At 73.1% G+C, this 16,631-nt stretch carries 16 protein-coding genes; 7 read left to right on the forward strand and 9 right to left on the reverse strand.

The window, feature by feature from the left end:
- Positions 1-2: 2 nt before the first annotated feature.
- On the reverse strand, positions 3-365 hold the full coding sequence (locus ACZ7OU_RS27035) for a response regulator (protein WP_470237286.1): 363 nt from the start codon (positions 363-365) through the stop codon (positions 3-5).
- Positions 366-506: 141 nt separating this feature from the next.
- Here ACZ7OU_RS27035 and ACZ7OU_RS27040 point away from each other — a divergent pair, with 141 nt between their 5' ends.
- The 3 genes from ACZ7OU_RS27040 (at position 507) to ACZ7OU_RS27050 (ending at position 5,292) form a co-directional block, all read left to right on the forward strand.
- A complete protein-coding gene (locus tag ACZ7OU_RS27040) occupies positions 507-2,276 on the forward strand; it encodes a sensor histidine kinase (RefSeq protein WP_470257245.1) in 1,770 nt (589 codons plus the stop codon).
- An 87-nt stretch (positions 2,277-2,363) separates the two neighbouring features.
- Entirely contained in the window at positions 2,364-4,472 is a 2,109-nt protein-coding gene (locus ACZ7OU_RS27045; RefSeq protein ID WP_470257246.1) for a bifunctional lysylphosphatidylglycerol flippase/synthetase MprF, read from the forward strand.
- Between the two features lie 43 nt (positions 4,473-4,515).
- Positions 4,516-5,292: an IclR family transcriptional regulator gene (locus tag ACZ7OU_RS27050; protein WP_470237283.1), complete on the forward strand. Its 777-nt coding sequence runs from the start codon at positions 4,516-4,518 to the stop codon at positions 5,290-5,292.
- Between the two features lie 448 nt (positions 5,293-5,740).
- Here ACZ7OU_RS27050 and ACZ7OU_RS27055 read toward each other — a convergent pair whose 3' ends face one another.
- Genes ACZ7OU_RS27055 through ACZ7OU_RS27070 form a run of 4 tightly spaced genes read right to left on the reverse strand, consistent with a single transcriptional unit; the run spans position 5,741 to position 9,184 of the window.
- Complete coding sequence (locus ACZ7OU_RS27055; RefSeq protein ID WP_470257247.1) at positions 5,741-6,439, reverse strand: alpha/beta hydrolase fold domain-containing protein; 699 nt, start codon at positions 6,437-6,439, stop codon at positions 5,741-5,743.
- Positions 6,436-7,680 carry an amidohydrolase family protein gene (locus ACZ7OU_RS27060; protein ID WP_470257248.1) on the reverse strand — a complete coding sequence of 415 codons (1,245 nt, stop codon included), beginning with the start codon at positions 7,678-7,680 and terminating at the stop codon, positions 6,436-6,438. Before ACZ7OU_RS27060 ends, ACZ7OU_RS27055 begins: the two co-directional genes overlap by 4 nt.
- A complete protein-coding gene (locus ACZ7OU_RS27065) occupies positions 7,680-8,444 on the reverse strand; it encodes an SDR family NAD(P)-dependent oxidoreductase (RefSeq protein ID WP_470237280.1) in 765 nt (254 codons plus the stop codon). Before ACZ7OU_RS27065 ends, ACZ7OU_RS27060 begins: the two co-directional genes overlap by 1 nt.
- A gap of 11 nt (positions 8,445-8,455) precedes the next feature.
- On the reverse strand, positions 8,456-9,184 hold the full coding sequence (locus ACZ7OU_RS27070; RefSeq protein ID WP_470257249.1) for an SDR family NAD(P)-dependent oxidoreductase: 729 nt from the start codon (positions 9,182-9,184) through the stop codon (positions 8,456-8,458).
- A gap of 120 nt (positions 9,185-9,304) precedes the next feature.
- Between ACZ7OU_RS27070 and ACZ7OU_RS27075 the strand changes: the two genes are divergently transcribed.
- The 3 genes from ACZ7OU_RS27075 to ACZ7OU_RS27085 are packed head-to-tail and all read left to right on the forward strand — an operon-like array spanning position 9,305 to position 11,555.
- Positions 9,305-9,862 carry a carboxymuconolactone decarboxylase family protein gene (locus ACZ7OU_RS27075; RefSeq protein WP_470257250.1) on the forward strand — a complete coding sequence of 186 codons (558 nt, stop codon included), beginning with the start codon at positions 9,305-9,307 and terminating at the stop codon, positions 9,860-9,862.
- A complete protein-coding gene (locus ACZ7OU_RS27080; RefSeq protein ID WP_470257251.1) occupies positions 9,859-10,725 on the forward strand; it encodes a fumarylacetoacetate hydrolase family protein in 867 nt (288 codons plus the stop codon). The genes ACZ7OU_RS27075 and ACZ7OU_RS27080 overlap by 4 nt, the downstream gene beginning before the upstream one ends.
- Positions 10,722-11,555, forward strand: coding sequence for a fumarylacetoacetate hydrolase family protein (locus ACZ7OU_RS27085; RefSeq protein WP_470257252.1), 834 nt, complete (start codon positions 10,722-10,724; stop codon positions 11,553-11,555). The genes ACZ7OU_RS27080 and ACZ7OU_RS27085 overlap by 4 nt, the downstream gene beginning before the upstream one ends.
- A gap of 13 nt (positions 11,556-11,568) precedes the next feature.
- Here ACZ7OU_RS27085 and ACZ7OU_RS27090 read toward each other — a convergent pair whose 3' ends face one another.
- The 4 genes from ACZ7OU_RS27090 to ACZ7OU_RS27105 all read right to left on the reverse strand — a co-directional run bounded on the left by ACZ7OU_RS27090 (position 11,569) and on the right by ACZ7OU_RS27105 (position 15,040).
- Entirely contained in the window at positions 11,569-12,081 is a 513-nt protein-coding gene (locus tag ACZ7OU_RS27090; protein ID WP_470237275.1) for a roadblock/LC7 domain-containing protein, read from the reverse strand.
- Positions 12,078-12,446 carry a hypothetical protein gene (locus ACZ7OU_RS27095; RefSeq protein ID WP_284741551.1) on the reverse strand — a complete coding sequence of 123 codons (369 nt, stop codon included), beginning with the start codon at positions 12,444-12,446 and terminating at the stop codon, positions 12,078-12,080. Before ACZ7OU_RS27095 ends, ACZ7OU_RS27090 begins: the two co-directional genes overlap by 4 nt.
- A gap of 271 nt (positions 12,447-12,717) precedes the next feature.
- A complete protein-coding gene (locus ACZ7OU_RS27100) occupies positions 12,718-14,388 on the reverse strand; it encodes an ArnT family glycosyltransferase (RefSeq protein WP_470257253.1) in 1,671 nt (556 codons plus the stop codon).
- Between the two features lie 31 nt (positions 14,389-14,419).
- Positions 14,420-15,040, reverse strand: coding sequence for a TetR/AcrR family transcriptional regulator (locus ACZ7OU_RS27105; protein WP_470257254.1), 621 nt, complete (start codon positions 15,038-15,040; stop codon positions 14,420-14,422).
- 88 nt (positions 15,041-15,128) lie between these two features.
- Here ACZ7OU_RS27105 and ACZ7OU_RS27110 point away from each other — a divergent pair, with 88 nt between their 5' ends.
- Entirely contained in the window at positions 15,129-16,631 is a 1,503-nt protein-coding gene (locus tag ACZ7OU_RS27110) for an FAD-dependent oxidoreductase (protein WP_470257255.1), read from the forward strand.

Genomic DNA, 16,631 nt, shown 5'->3' on the forward strand with positions numbered 1-16,631 from the left:
CGTCACGTCCCCGGGGCCAGGAGCCGCCGGACGGAGTCGCCGCTCAACGCGGACTTGGCGACGAACCCGACGGCGCTGCTGGTGTCGACGAGCGACCCGTAGTCGGCTCGGGAGCGGCTGGAGACCAGCACCACGGCGGGCGGTTCTTCCTGCGCGTCCAGCACGGCGGCGACGGCGAAGCCGTCCATGTCGGGCAGCCCGACGTCCAGCAGGACGACGTCGGGACGCAGCCGCGGCACGGCCGCGATGGCCGCCGCGCCGTCGGCGGCCTCACCGACCACCACCAGCCCGTCGGCCACCAGGACACGGTGGGCGAACGACCGGAACGCGGCGTGGTCGTCCACGATCAGCACCCGGGGGACCATCCCGCCATGGTCGCAGCGCCGCCGCCGGCCGGCTACCGGGACAACCCTGGGCCGAGACGGCGGTTCAGCGGTACCGGCCACGGTGGTCCTGTACTACGTTGCGGCTGCCAGGGGGACCGGTCGATCCCAACGGGACAGGTCATGGCTTCGGAGACGACGCGGGCCCGCGGCAGCCACCGGTTCGCCCGCGCCGGGCACGGACCCGGCTTCTGGATCCTGCTCTGGTTCGTCACGCTCGCGGCCGAGTTCGGCGCACTGGTCCCGGTGCTGTTCCCGAACGGCGCTCCGGGCGAGGCCATCGACGTCGCGTTCCGGCTCATCGGCGGCTCCTTCGCCGCCTGCGGGCTGATCGCCTGGCGCCGCCGGCCGGACAACCACAGCGGGCTGTTGATGACCGTCACCGGCTTCGCCTTCTTCGTGAGTCCCTTGCTGAGCCAGGTGGCCTGGCCGCCCGCGCAGGTCGTCGCCCTGTGGCTGCCGGACCTCTGGGTCCTGCCGTTCGTGCTGCTGGTGCTGACGTTCCTCACCGGCGGCCGGGTGCGCACCACGGCCGACCGGGTGCTGGCCGGGGCGGTGCTGCTGGAGCTGGCCGTTTTGGCTCCCCTGTGGCTGCTGTTCGCCGGGATCCCGGAAAACCCGATCGCGATCTGGCCCCACGAGCGGATCGCGGAGATCGTCGACGTCGCCCAGCGCGGCACCCTGCTCGTCGCGGTGGCCGGCACCGCCGCGGTGGTGGCGCTGCGCTGGCGTTCGGCATCGGCGCCCGGCCGGCGCGCGCTGGTGCCGGGCGTCGCGGGTGCCGCCTGCCTGCTGCTGTTCGGGTGGCTGCTCGCGGCGCAGTTCCTGACCGGCGAGAAGTCGATGCTGCTCCTCTGGATCGGGGTGTGCTCGCTGCTCACCGTGCCGATCGCGTTCCTGGTGGGGCTGCTGCGGTCCCGGCTGGCCCGGGGCGGGCTGGCCGGCCTGTTCCGCGGGCTGCGCACGCTGCGGCCCGACGACCTGCGCGGCGCGCTGGCCAAGGCCCTCGGCGACCCGGACCTCGAGGTCGGCTACGCCACGGCGTCCTCGGGCGGCTACACCGATCTCGACGGCGGGCCGGTCACCCCACCCGGTGCCGGCGCGGCCCGGTCGGTGTCGTTCGTCGAGCGGGACGGGCAGCGGGTCGCCGTCCTCGTCTACGACCGGTCGCTCGACGACGATCCCGAGCTGGTCGACGCGGTCACCGCCGCGGCGACGATCGCGCTGGAGAACCGGCACCTGCACACCGAAGCGCGGCGGCGCCTGGCCGAGGTCGAGCACTCCCGCGAACGCATCATCGCCGCAGGGGACGCCGAACGCCGGCGCATCGAACGCAACCTGCACGACGGCGCCCAGCAGGGCCTGGTCACCCTCGCGATGCAGCTTTCCCTGATCCAGCGCCAGATCCGCAAGGATCCCGAGGACGCCGAACAGCTCGTCACCTCGGCGAGCGACCAGCTGGCCCACTCGCTGGCCGAGCTGCGCGAGCTCGCCCGCGGCATCCACCCGGCCGCGCTCGACCAGGGGCTGGACGTCGCCCTCGAAGCGCTCGCCACCCGCTCGGCGGTGCCCACGACCGTGGCGTGCGAGCCCGGGCCGCGGCTGCCCCAGCCGATCGAGTTCGCCGCGTACTTCGTCGCGTCCGAGGCGCTGGCCAACGCCGCCAAGCACGCGCGGGCCGGCGTGGTGACCGTCCGGGTCCGGCGCGCCGGACCCACCGCGGTGATCGAGATCGCCGACGACGGCGTCGGCGGGGTGGACCCGGCCGCGGGCTCGGGGTTGCGCGGCCTCGCCGACCGCGTCGAGGCGCTGCGCGGGCAGCTGACCGTGGTGAGCCCGGCCGGCGGCGGTACCGTCGTGCGGGCCGAGTTGCCCACACAGGGCCAGGGTTAACCCTCGTCGGGCACCGGGCCGGCCCGGTGCCCGGCCGGGAGCTCGCGGCGCACGCTGGAATCCCCAGCGACCCACCAGGAGACCGCGATGAGCAGCTCGCTCACCACCACCGAGCCCGCGACCGCCCCGCCGTCGCGCGTCCACGCACTGGTCACGGTGCTGTGGCGGCGGCTGCCGTTCACGACCGGCGTGCTGCTCGCGATCATCGTCACCGGCGTCGCGACCGGGGCGCTCTGGGACGCCGCGAGCGACCGGACGTGGTTCGACGGCGTCGGCTACGGCCTCCCCGCGCTGGCCGGCGCGCAGTGGTGGACGCCGCTCACCGGCTCGTTCCTCGCCCTCACCCCGATCTTCTACCTCCCGGTGCTGGTCTCGTTCGCCGTGTTCGCCGGCAGCGCGGAATGGCGGCTGGGCACCGGGCGGACCGCGGTGATCTGCGTGCTCGGCCAGCTGGCCGGCGTGCTCGGTGCCGCGGTGACGCTGCTCGTGTTCCGCGACACCGGGTGGGCGTGGGCGCACGAGCTCGCCACCCACCTCGACGCGGGGATCTCCGCGGGCGCGCTCGCGTGCGCGGCGGCGGTGTCGGCGACGGTGCGTTCGCCGTGGCGGCTGCGGCTGCGCGCCGGACTGTGGGTCTACGTCGTCGTTTCCTTCCTGTTCCTCGGCGGGCTGGCCGACCTCGAGCACCTGTGGGCCGTCGCGGTCGCGCTGCCGCTGAGCCGCCGCCTGGCCGGTGGCCGGCACGTCGGCCCGGCGGGCCGGGTGCGCGCCGGGCGCCGCGAATGGCGCCTGTTCGCGGCCACCGGCCTCGCGCTGATCGCCGTCGCCGAGCTGGTGCTCTGGCTGTTCCCGGCGGACAGCCCGCTGGGCACCACCGGCGGCGGCGACACCGGCTGGGGCATCGCCCTCAACATCGCCGTCGTCGCGCTGCTGGCGAACGGACTGCGTCGCGGCCGCCGTCCGGCGTGGTGGGGCGCGACCGCGATCGCCGCGGTCAACGTGCTGATCGGGGCGGTCGCGGCGTTCGGGGTCGCCTTCGGCCAGGAATCCACGGCGGAGAAAGCCCTCGCCGTGACCGGTGCCGTGCTGTGGGCGGCCGAGCTGACGCTGCTGGTCTCGACCCGCTGGGCGTTCCGCGCACCGGCGCGACGGCGGCTGGCCCCGGGGATCGGCGGCGCCGACGCGGCCGGCGCCCGGGAGCTGCTCGGCCGGCACGGCGGCGGCACGCTGTCGTGGATGGCCACCTGGCCCGACAACGCGCACTTCCGCACCCCGGACGGGGAAGCGGTGCTCGCCTACCGGCGGCACGCCGGGGTGGCCATCGGCCTCGGCGACCCGATCGGGCCCGCGCCCGGTGCGGTCGGCGCGTTCGCGGCGGCCTGCGAGCACGCCGGCGTCGTGCCGTGCCTGTTCTCCGTCACGCAGCCGGTCGCCGACGCCGCCGCACGGCTGGGCTGGAGCCACGTGCAGATCGCCGAAGACACCCTGGTCGACCTGGACGGGCTCGAACTGCGCGGCAAGAAGTGGCAGAACGTGCGGTCCGCGCTCAACCGCGCCACGAAAGAAGGCATCGGCTACCGCCAGGTCGTGCTGGCCGACGAGCCGTGGGGCGTCCGCAGCCAGGTCCGCGCCATCTGCGAGGAATGGGTCGGCGACAAGGGAATGCCGGAAATGGGGTTCACGCTCGGCAGCGTCGACGAGGCGCTCGACCCGGCGACCCGGGTCGGCCTGGCCGTCGACGCCGAGGGCAGCGTGCACGGCGTCACGTCGTGGCTGCCGGTGCACGGGCCGGACGGCGAGGTCCACGGCTGGACCCTCGACCTCATGCGCCGCCGCGGCGACGGTTTCCGGCCGGCGGTGGAGTTCCTGATCGGGTCGGCGATCCTGGCGTTCCAGGCCGACGGGATGCGGTTCGTGTCGCTGTCGGGCGCACCACTGGCCCGGTCGGCGTCGGCCACCGAACCGGCCGCGGTCGAGCGGCTGCTGGACATGCTGAGCCGGGAGCTGGAACCGGTGTACGGCTTCCGTTCGCTGCACGCGTTCAAGCTGAAGTTCAGCCCGCGGTTCGAGCCGATGTACCTGGCCTACCGCGACGAAGGCGACCTGCCCCGGATCGGCATGGCGCTGACCCGCGCGTACCTACCGGACGCGAACCTGCGCACCCTGGTGAAGCTGGCCACGCACCCGGCCCGGTGATCTTGCGGATCGGCGCGAGCGACGTCGGGTACGGTCACCGGTTGTGCCAACCAATGGAAAGCGGGGGCGTCGTCCGGCGCACGGGGAGCCGGTCGTCGACCGGGCGCTGGCCCTGCTGGCCGCGTTCGACGCCGACCACCGCGCGCTCTCGCTCGCGGAGCTGAGCCGGCGCTGCGAGATGCCGCCGAGCTCGGCGCTGCGGCTGGCGAACCGCCTGCGCGAGTGGGGTGCGCTCGAGCGTGACGACCACGGCCGCTTCTGCGTCGGCCTGCGCCTGCTGGAGGTGGCGACGCTGGCGCCGCGCGGGCACGGGCTGCGCCAGGTCGCGCTGCCGTTCATGAACGACCTCGCCGAGGTCACCCGTCAGCACGTCCAGCTGGCGGTCCGCGACGGGATGCAGGCGCTGCTGGTCGAGCGGCTCTCCGGGCACCAGGCGGCGCCGGTCGACTACCGCACCGGCGGCCGGCTTCCCTTGCACTCCACCGGAGTCGGGCTGGCGCTGCTCGCGTTCGCCCCGCGCGAGGTGCAGGAGGAGCTGCTGGCCAAGCCGGTCTACAGCGAGCCGGACAACCGGCTGATCCCCGCCGAGAAGCTGCGCCGCACCCTGGCCGAGGTCCGGCGGGAACGGCTCGCGATCTTCCGCCGCCAGGACGAGACGGTGGCGATCGTGTCGGTCGCCGCGCCGATCTTCGGCCGCGGGGACGTCCTCACCGGCGTCCTCGGTGTGCTCGTGCCCAAGAAGGTCGCCCGGCCCCGGCACCTGGGCCTGGCCGTCCAGACGGCGGCGCGCGGCATCTCGCGCGAGCTGGGTGCGCACTGACCTACATCAGCGAGGCAGTGCGGCCCGCAGGAACTCGACGGAGGTGGCCACGACGGTCGCGGGATCGGGTCGCCCGGCCGCGGCATCTGGGCCTGGCTGTCCAGACGGCAGACGGCGGCGCGCGGTATCTCGCGCGAGCTGGGCGCGCACTGACCGGCTCAGCGAGGCAGTGCGGCCCGCAGGAACTCGACGGAGGTGGCCACGACGGCCGCGGGATCGGGGCGCCCGGCCCCGGTAGCTCGGCCTGGCTGTCCAGACGGCGGCGCGCGGTATCTCGCGTGAGCTGGGCGCGCACTGACCCACTCAGTGAGGAAGTGCGGCCCGCAGGAACCCGACGGAGGTGGCCACCACGGTCGCGGGATCGGGGCGCCTGGCCCCGGCATCTGGGCCTGGCCGTCCAGACGGCGGCGCGCGGTATCTCGCGCGAGCTGGGCGCGCACTGACCGGCTCACCGAGGAAGTGCGGCCCGCAGGAACTCGACGGAGGTGGCCACCACGGCCGCGGGATCGGCGCCCTCCCAGCGGTGGCGGGCGCCGGGGACCAGGTGCAACTCCACCGGCGCACCCACGTCCCGCAACGCCTCCGCCAGCCGCACACTCTGCGACGCGGGCACGAGGTCGTCGTCCTCGCCGTGCATCAGCAGGATCGGCGGTGCGTCGGCGCGCGCGTGCGTCAGCGGGCTCGCCGCCCGTGCGAGTTCCGGTACCGACTCGGGGCTCGCGCCCAGCAGGAGCGTCTCGCGGGAGACGTCCCCGGTCAGGCCGAGCAGGTCGGTCGGCGGGAACCACGCGACCACACCGTCCACTTCGGACCCGGTCAGCGCCGCCAGCAACGCCAGGTGCGCACCCGCCGACTCGCCCCAGACGAACAACGGCTTCTCATCGCGGGCGAAGGAGATGGCCGTCCGCACGTCCTCCAGGGGCGCCGGGAAAATCGCCTCTCCGCTGAGCCGGTAGTCGGCCGCCGCGACGCGGAACCCCTGCGCCACCAGCTCCCCGGGCAGGTGCTCGAAGCCGGGCAGCGGAGTGAGCCGGGAGCCGCGCCGCCAGCCGCCGCCGTGCAGGTACACGATCGTCGCTACCGCGTCGTCCGGTTCAGACAGGTCCAGCTCCAGAGGCCGGTACCCCGGCACCTCGCGGTAGATCACGCGGCCGTCTTGTGGAACCGGCCGTCCTGCATGATCACCTCGAGGTTCGCCGGGTCCTGCAGGAGCGTGACGTCCGACGTCGGGTCGCCGCGGACGACGAGGACGTCGGCGAAGTAGCCCTCGGCGAGCAGCCCGACCGGCAGGTCCATCACCTGGCCGCCGTGGAAGGTGGTCGCCCGCAACGCTTCGGCGGGGGAATAGCCGAACAGCCGGACGAACAGCTCGAGGTCGCGGGCGTTGCGGCCGATGGGGTTGTTGGGGAACCCGTAGTCGCCGCCGGGCAGCACCCGCAGCCCGCGCTCGCGCAGTTCCGGGTACAGCCGCTCCATCGCCGCCAGGGACTTCACCGAGCCGATCTTCTCCGCGTCGATGCCGAACTCCGCGCCCTCGTGGACGTTGGCCCACATGATGCCGACGGCGGGGGAGAGGAAGATCGAGTCCTTGTGCGCCTCCAGGAGGTCGATGGCCTCGGGGTCGGCGTAGGAGCAGTGGTAGATCGACCGGAACCCGGCCCGCACGGCCAGCTTGATCGACTCGGGGGACTGGGCGTGGCAGTTGAGCCACAGCCCGGACTCGCGCGCCTGCTCGCCCGCCGCGTTCGCCTCCTCCGCGCTGTACTGGGTGACCATCGAGCCGCCTTCGAAGAAGACGTCGTCGTTGCTCATCAACAGCTTCACGCTGTCGAAGCCGAGTTCGGCCTGCTCCCGCACGAACGCGCGCACGGCGTCCGGACCGGTGGCCTGCGGGGCCGGTCCGCCGGGGCCGATCTTGACCGGGTTGTTGTCCCGTTCGAACGACGCCGCCCGCATGCGGGGCCCGGCGGCCAGTCCGGCGGCGATCCGGTCGCGCAGCCGCACTTCGGTCGGCACCGGGGTCAGCGAGCCGGCGGAGTAGGCGCTGGTGAACCCGTGGTCGAGCAGGATCCGGGCGTTGCGCTCGGCGAGCGCCAGGTGCTCGTCCGGGCTCGGCGGGTGGTGGAAGAAGCTCACGTCGACCGGCGGGTTGAACGACGGGTCGACGTGCCCGACGGCGGAGGGGAACGTGAGGTGGCAGTGCGACTCGACCAGACCGGGCATGACCGTCGCGCCGCAGCAGTCGACCACCCGGTCGTCCGGGGTGGGTTCAACGCCGGGGCCGACGCTCTCGATCCGGTCGCCGCGGACCACGACGTCGCCCGGGACGGCGGGGGAGCCGCTGCCGTCGAAGACCCGGCCACCGGTGAACACGACTCGGGGTGCCATCAGGCACCGAGCATGGTGTAACCGCCGTCGGCGACGAGGAATCCGCCGGTGATGTGCCCGGCGTCCTCGGTGGCGAGGAACAGCGCTGCCCCGGCGAGCTCCTCGGGCTTCGGGATGCGGCCCATCGGGGTGGCGTCCCGCAGCTTCTCGGCGCGGCCGTTCCGCCAGTCCTCACGCCCGAGCGTCGCTTCGGTTTCGATGAAGCCGGGCGCGAACACGTTCACGCGTACGGTCGGGGCGAAGGCGTGGGCGTAGGACTTGGTCAGGCCGATGATCCCGGCCTTCGCCGCCGCGTACTGCGGGGCGCGGGCGCTGCCGCGCGCGACGACGGTCGAGCCGATGTTGACGATCGCGCCGCCGCCCTGGGTGAGCATCCGGTCGCCGAACTCGTGGGTGCACAGCAGCGTGCCCTTGATGTCGACGGCGAGCACGTGGTCCACCGACTCCTCGGTGAGGTCCCGCCACGACATCTGGTCGCGGGCGACGTCGCCGACGTTGTTGACCGCGACGTCGACCCGGCCGAAGTGGCTCCACACCTCGTCGGCCATGCGGCGGATCTGCGCGTGCTCGGAGATGTCGGCCTGCACGAGGAAAGCCTTGCGGCCCAGCTCTTCGACGCGCGCGGCGGTGCGCTCGGCACCGGCGCGCGAGCCGCGGTAGTGCACGGCGACGTCGGCGCCTTCGGTCGCGGCGCGGACGGCGATCTCGGCACCGAACCCGGTGCCGGCGCCGGTGACGAGGACGGTCTTGCCGGTGAAACGCACGAAGGACTCCTTCAGACGAGGGTGCGGCCGCCGTCGGCGTACAGGACGTGTCCCGTGACGAACGCGGCGTGGTCGGAACAGAGGAACAGGATCGGGCCGGTCAGGTCTTCGGTGGTGCCCAGCCGCCCGGCCGGGACGAGTGCGGTGAGCCCGTCGCGGACGCCGGGCTTCGCGAGGTGCTCGCGGGTCAGTGCGGTTTCGGTGTAGCCGGGCGCGACGGTGTTGACCGTGACGCCCGAGGCCGCCCACTCGCGGGCCATCACCCGGGCGAGCTGGTTGACCGCGCCTTTGCTGGCGGCGTACGGCGCGTGGTGCGGGTGGGCGAGCAGGCCGGAGACCGAGGAGAGGTAGACGATCCGGCCGTACCCGCGGGCGACCATCAGCGCGCCCGCGGCCTTGCCCGTCCAGAACGCGCTGTCGGTGTTGACCGCGGTGATCGTGCGCCAGACGTCGTCCGGGGTGTCGAGGACCGGCCGCCGGTCGTTGACGCCGACCGCGTGGACGAAGATGTCGAGCCCGCCCAGCAGCTCGTCGGCGCGCGTCACGCAGTCGCGGGCACTATCGGCGTCGGTGAGGTCGGCTTCGATGGTGCGGAGTCCCAGTTCGTCGAGCCGCTCGGCGTCGCGGTCGGCGACGACCACGTTCGCCCCGGCACCGGCGAGGGCGAGCGCGGCCGCGCCGCCGATCCCGCCCGCGCCGGCGACCAGCGCGCCCTTGCCCCGCAGACCCAGCCAGTCCACTGCCGCTCCCTGCTCCCGACCTGGCCGCGACGCTAGGCGCGTCGGCCGTCGTCCCGGAACGGACCTGCCATTCAATGGCAAGTCACTCGCCCTGGCGCGGCACGCTGCTGGGATCGGGGCATGACGAGACTGCCCGGGCTGACCCCGGCCGACCTGTCCGAGGACCAGCGCGCCCTGCGCGAGGCCATCACCGCCGGCCCGCGCGCGGGCGGCCCGTTCCCGCTGACCGACGCCGAGGGCGTCCTGACCGGGCCGTTCAACGCGATGCTGTTCGCCCCGGCGCTCGGGCAGGCGCTGCAGCGGCTGGGCGCGGCCGTCCGGTACGAGACCGCGCTGGGCGATCGCGTGCGGGAACTGGCCATCCTGGCCGTCGCGGCGCGCTGGGACTGCGCGTTCGAGCGGTACGCGCACGAGCCCGCCGCCCGCGCGGCCGGCGTGACGGACGCCCAGCTCGCGGCGGGGACGGTGCCGGACGACCTGTCCGACGCCGAGCTGGCGGCCCTGCGGTTCGTGGTCGCCCTGCTGGACGGCGACGTCGACGACGCGACCTACGCCGAGATCGTGCCAATCATTGGCAACCGCGTGGCCGTGGAGCTGACCACGCTGGTGGGCTACTACGCGACGCTCGCCCTCCAGCTGCGCGTCTTCCGAGTCACCGTCCCCGTGGAGCACCCGTGAAGCTCGTGACCTTCGATGACGGCCTGGTCGGCCGTCTCGCCGACGACCTGGTCCTGGAACTCGACACCGCCTCGGCCCGCGAGTTCTTCGAACGCGGCGGGAGCGTGCCCGAGACCGGGCGCCGCTTCCGCGCGTCGGAGGTGCGCCTGCGGGCGCCGATCGTGCCGAAGAAGTTCTTCCACACGGCGGGGAACTTCCGCGAGCACCACGACGACCTCGCGCGGGTCAACTGGTCGCACCCGGTCAACAAGGGCATCGTGTTCTTCCAGAACGTCGACGCGATCATCGGCTCGGGCGATGAGATCGTCTACCCGTCGCACCTGACCAAAGAGCTCGACTACGAGCTCGAGATGGCCGTCGTGATCGGGAAGCCCGGCAAGTTCTTCACCGCGGAGCAGGCGGCCGAGCACATCGCCGGGTACCTCGTGTTCAACGACATCACCGCCCGCGACATCCAGCGGCGCGAGATGGAGTCCGGCGTGTTCTCGTTCTCCAAGGCCATCGACACGTTCTGCCCGATCGGCCCGTACATCGTCACCGCCGACGAGGTCGGCGACCCGCACGACCTGGACATGGAGCTGCGGGTGAACGGCCAGGTGCGGCAGAAGTCGAACACGAGCCGGATGTCCGTCTCGATCCCGGAGCTCGTGGCCTACCACTCGCCGCAGGTCTACAGCGCGGGCGATCTCCTCACCACGGGCACGGTCGCCGGGGTCGCGGCGAGCACCGCCGATCCGTTCGCGAACTACCTGAAGCCCGGGGACGTGGTCGAGGCGGAGATCGAGAAGCTCGGGGTGCTGCGCAACCGGGTCGTCTCGTGGGAGGACGCCTACGGGACGCCGCCGCCGGCTGGTGACCGGTGACGCGCCTGGCCAACCTCGACGGCCGCGCCGCCCTGGTCTTCGGCGATCGCGCGCTGGACGTCTTCGACGCCGGTGGCTTCGGCCCGGACCCGATGGACGTCCTGGAGAACTGGGCGGCGTTCACCGCGTGGGCGGATGCGGTGTCCCCGGCCGGGAGCCCCTACGACCCGGCGCGGCTGGGACCGCCCGTGCCGCGGCCCCGGCAGGTCTTCGCCGTGGCGCTCAACTACCCGCCGCACGCGGCCGAGGCCGGGTTCGAGCCCCCGGCCGACCCGCTGGTGTTCACCAAGTTCCCGACCTGCGTCGCGGGTCCGCGGGAGACGGTCGAGCTGCCCGGTGACCGGGTCGACTGGGAGGTCGAGCTGGTGGCGGTGGTCGGCCGGGGCGGCCACCGGATCGGCGAGGAGCACGCACTCGGGCACGTCGCCGGGTTCATGGTCGGCCAGGACCTGTCGGAACGGCGGGTCCAGTCGCTCGGGAAGCCACCGCAGTTCTCGCTGGCCAAGTCGTTCCCCGGCTTCGGCCCGACCGGGCCGCACCTGGTCACCGAGCTCGCACCCGAGGCCGCGATCACCTGCCTGCTCAACGACGAGGTGGTGCAGAAGGCGTCGCTGGCGGACATGATCTTCGGCGTCCCGGAGCTGGTCGCCCGGCTTTCGGCGGTGTGCCCGCTCCTGCCGGGCGACCTGATCTTCACCGGCACCCCGGCCGGCGTCGGCAACCGCCGGACGCCGCCTCGCTACCTCACCGCCGGCGACGTGCTCACCAGCCGGGTCGACGGGCTCGGCGAGCTGGTGACCCGCTTCCGCGACCGGCCGGCTCCGGACTGACCACGCCGCGACGTCACTCCGGCGACGGCCGCGGCCGGTGGGCCCCGCCCGGCGCCGGGAGGTGGCGCCGCAGCAGCATCAGCGCCTGCTTGGCGGCGAGGGTGAACAGCCCCATGGTGATGTCCGGCTGGCCGAACACGACGAGGAGGAGCGACCCTTCGACGGGGAAGACGCAGACGTAGCCGGAGCTGCCTTCGAACATCGCGCTGCGTGATTCGCCGATCCTGGCCTGTGCGGTGAACTGCGCGGCGAGCCCGACGGCGGCCGCCGACATGGCGGCGACGCTGTCGGCCTCGACGGCCTTGGTGTGGTCGGCCAGCACCAGGCCGTCGTGGGTGGCCACGAGCAGCCCGGCCACCTGGTCGAGCTGGCCCTGGACCGTGCGCAGCGCCTCGAGCATCCGCTCGGCGTCGAGGGGCGGGCGCGTCATCGTCCGGTCCGGCGGGGCGCCGGCGGTTTCCGGCGGCGGCGTGCGGACCGGCAGGGGTGTGCGGGCGGACTGGCTGTGGGTGTCGGCACTCGTCATACGGAAAGGCTGGTCTCGATGCGCTTGAGGCTGTGCCGGGCGAGCGCGAGGTTGGCTCGTTCGCGGTCCAGGACCAGGTAGAGGAACAGGGTGGAGTTGCCTCGGGCCGACAGCGGCCGGATCACGTGGTACTGGCGGTGGAGCGTGATGAGGATGTCTTCGATGCTGTCGTCGAGTCCGAGAGAAGACATGACGCGCAGTTTCGCCCGGACGACTTCGGTGTTGCCGGCCGCCGCGATATCCAGGTCGAGCCAGTCGCCGCCACCCAGTGAACCGAGAGACATCCCGCTGTCGTAGTCGACGAGGGTCGCGCCGACGGCGCCGGGAATGTTCATCGCTTCTTTCAACGCCAAGTCGATCGTCATGAAAAGCCGTCCTCCAGAGGTCGATCACGTGCTATGTCCACAATCGACCGGTCGGGGACTCGTGTTCGGCCATCCGGCGGGCCCATTGCGCAGGCATGTGACGTTAAGTGTCGGCGGCAGTTTCAAGATACGGCCGTTCGGAGCAACTTTCATTTCAGCTCGTGACTTGTTCGCATGTACCATAATCTGTTTTGCGATTCATTTTCTGGCTTGAGTGCTCACTTGAGCGCGGAATCCGAATCTGCAATTTGCAGTCGGCAAATGGCACTCGCTACGGGCGGCGGTAGATGGTCAGGGAGTGGCCGACCTCGTCGATCGGGGTGCTGCCGGTGATCAGCGCCGTCAGGCGGTCGTCCGCCTTGGCGATCGCGGAGTCCGACACCGCGAGCAGCCCGTGCACCTCCGACGGGGGCACCGCGAGCGGGTCGGCGGCGTCGATGCCGTACGCGGACGGCACGCCGCTTCCCTTGTACACCAGCCAGACCCGCTCACCGGGGTGGTCGCGTCCCAGGCGTTCCCCCAGCCGGCCCAGGTCCTGGCCCCAGTCGACGTTCGAGTCGTGCAGGCGCAGGTGGGTCTCCGCCGGGCCGCCGAACGCCTCGTTGGAGTACGGCAGGTAGTAGGGGAACGTCCGCAGCGAGCTCACCACCGCGAACGCGACCAGGACCGCCACCGCGACGTGCGCCCACCGCCGTCGCAGGGCGACGACGCCCGCCGCCGCGATCGCCAGGAACATCGGGGCGAAGATCGCGTACCGGACGCCGAGGTCGCGGGTGCTGGTCATGGCCGCCGCCAGCAGCACGGCCGCGGGGACGAGCACGTACGGTGCCGCCGGGCGCAGCCGCGGCAGCGCCACCAGCACCACCGCGCCGGCCAGCCCGAGGGCCAGCGCGCCCAGCGGCGTCTTCACCAGCAGCGCGACCGGCAGGTAGTACCAGAGCGCACCGGCGTGGTACCGGCCCAGCAGGAAAGTGCTCCACGTCCGGTCTTCGAAGGCGAACTGGACGCGCATCCCGTCGAGGTACGGCCGGGGCAGCGGCAGCCGGTCGACCAGTGCGCGCAGGCCGTGGTCGGCCGGCAGGCCCGGCGGCGTCGCCCAGTGCAGCCGCGGATCCACGGCGAGGTAGGACGCCCACACCACGGCGGCGGCGATCAGGGCCACGGCGCCGGCCGCCGCCACGCCGGTCCCGAGCACTCGGAGCGTCCTTTGCGGACCGTCACGGTTGGCGTGCCAGAAAGACAGCACGGCCAGGAGCACCACGACCGGAACCGCGGCCAGCGCACTCATCTTCGTCGCCACGGCCGCACCCAGGGCGAGCCCCGCGAGAGGCAGGTACAGGCCGGGACGCCGCCGGGCCCGCCACAGCAGCCAGGCCGACGTCAGCAGGAACCCGGCCACCGGCACGTCGAGGGTGGCCAGCGACCCGTGCGCGATGAGGTCGGGCGAGAACGCGTACAGGGCCAGGGCCGTCACGCCGCCGGCCGGGCCGGTCAGGTCGCGGGCGAACGCGAAGACGACCAGCCCGAACAGGAGCGTCAGCACGATCACCGGCAGCCGCGCCAGGAAGAGCAGCCGTCCCGGGTCGTTGCCCGACTCGTACAGCACGTGCCGGCCGAGCTGCGTCTGGTCGCCGGCGAAGGCGGGGTCGAGGTGGACGCCGGCGAAGGCGAGGCCGGTCCCGATGATCAGCTTGCCCAGCGGCGGGTGCTCCGGGTTGTAGCGCAGGCTGTGCTGCTCCAGGTAGACGACCGCCGTGCCCACGTAGACCGGCTCGTCGATGGTTGGCGACTGCTCGACGGCCGTCGTGAGCATCGCGACCGCCATCTCCGCGAGCAGGGCGACCACGACGAGCGCGAACAGCCACTGCCGCGACCGGCCGGGCGCCGGGTCCGGCGGAGGAGCCTCGTCGACGGCCGGCGCCCGGTTCGTCAAAAGGGACATCCCGCGGGTCCTTCCGTCCGGCCGAACGGGGTCACTCCCTGGACGTCCGGCCCGCCTGGTGGTTCCGCAGGAGGGGCAGGAAGAACTCGTCGACGATCACCCGGATGCGTTCCGGCGCCGGTGGCCGGAGCTCCATGAGCAGGTCGTGGCGCACCAGGTCGAACGGCAGGTCGAGCAGCGCGGCGGAGACGCGGTCCAGGTCGATCTCGCCGCGGTCGTGGGCGCGCCGGTAGAGCGCGCGTGCGTGGGGGAGCGCCTGGTCGCCCATGACCTTGGCGCGGACCTGCGCGGGGGTCAGGCCGGTGCCGGCCGGCAGGCCCGAGAAGGCGGTCGCCGCGGCGATGGCGAGGAACGTGCCCAGGGTTTCGCTCACGGCCTTGAGCTGGGCGAGCAGGTCGCCGCGCAGGGTGCCGGTGTCGGGGACCGCGACCTGGTGGGCGTCCCGGTAGTGCTCGATCGCGGCCAGCACGAGCTCGTCCTTGTTGGCCCAGCGGCGGTAGAGCACGGCCTCGCTGGTGCGGGCGCGCACGGCGATCGACTCCATGGTCAGACGGCCGTAGCCGGCCTCGACCAGCTCGTCCCAGCCGGCGGCGAGCAGGTCGGCCTCCAGCTGCTTGCCGTGCCGGCGGCGGCGGACGGGCTCGGAAGTCACCGCGTCACGATAGAAAGGGTTTCCTTTCTTCGCAAGTCGGCCTACGGTAGTTAGAAAGCGATTCCTATCTTGAGGTGGGGGACCCACGATGACGACGACACAGGTGCTGATCGCCGGCGCCGGCCCGACCGGCCTCACGCTGGCCTGCGAGCTCGCCCGCGCCGGCGTCCCGGTCCGCCTGCTCGAGGCCGCCCCCGGCCCGCGGCCCGGCTCGCGCGGCAAGGGCGTCCAGCCGCGCACCCTCGAGGTGTTCGACGACCTCGGCGTCGTCGGCCGCGTGCTCGCCCACGGCCGCCTTTCGATGCCGATCCGGTCGACCGCCCCCGATGGCCAGGTGACGCTGAGCGGCACCGAGACGCCCGCGGAACGCCCCGACATCCCGTACCCGGCGAGCCTGATCACGCCCGAATGGCGCGTCGAGGAAGCACTGGGACTGAAACTCGCGGAGCTCGGCGGTTCGGTCGAGTTCGGCGCCGCGCTCGAGAGCTTCGAGCAGTCGGACGAGGGCGTCTCGGCCGTGGTCGTCAAGGACGGCGTCGCGGAGACGGTCACCGCGTCGTGGCTGGTGGGCTGCGACGGCGGCCACAGCACCGCCCGCAAGGGGGCCGGGATCGCGTTCGAGGGCGAGACCCGCGACGAGGTGCGGATGATCGTCGCCGACGTCGAGGTCGACGGCCTCGATCGCACGGCCTGGCACATGTGGCGGCACGAGGAGGGCATGGTCACCCTCTGCCCGTTGCCTTCGACCGGCGTCTTCCAGTTCCAGGCGAGCATCGCGCCGGGGCAGGACGCCGGCCTCGGGCTCACCAACCTGCAGGCGCTCCTCGAGCGGCGCAGCGGCCGCACCGACGTCCGGCTCCACGAACCGGAATGGACGTCGCTGTGGCGCGCCAACGTCCGCCTCGCCGGCCGCTACCGCGAGGGCCGGGTGTTCCTCGCCGGCGACGCGGCGCACATCCACTCGCCCGCCGGTGGCCAGGGGATGAACACCGGCATCCAGGACGCGCACAACCTCGGCTGGAAGCTCGCGGCGGTCGCGAACGGCGCGTCGCCGGCCCTGCTCGACAGCTACGAGGCCGAGCGGCGGCCGGTCGCGGCGGGCGTGCTCGCGCTGTCGGACGCGCGTCTCAAGGAGGCGGTCGACCGGAAGAGCATCCCGATCCGGCGCGACGCGGCCACCATGCAGCTCGGCATCGGCTACCGCGGGTCCGTCCTCGCACGCGACGACCGTGACGAGACCGCGTCACTGCGCGCCGGCGACCGCGCCCCGGACGCGACCGGGCTGACCACGGTGGACGGCGAACGCCGGCTGTTCGACCTGATCCGCGGGGGAGGCTTCACGCTGCTGGACTTCGGCGGCGGGCCCGGGCCGTACCCGGCCGGGCTCAGGACGTTCCGCGTCGTGGAGCGGCCGGCCGGTCCCGGCGAGATCGCCGACACCCACGGTCACCTTGCCACCGCGTACGGCGCGGCCGGCACCACCCTCGTGCTGCTCCGCCCCGACGGCTTCGTCGCGTTGATCTGCGACGCCGGTGACGTCCGGGCGGTGGCGGACTACCTAAATGACCTATGCCCGATCCACGGATCTTGA

The organism is Amycolatopsis sp. NPDC114505, from assembly GCF_055633615.1.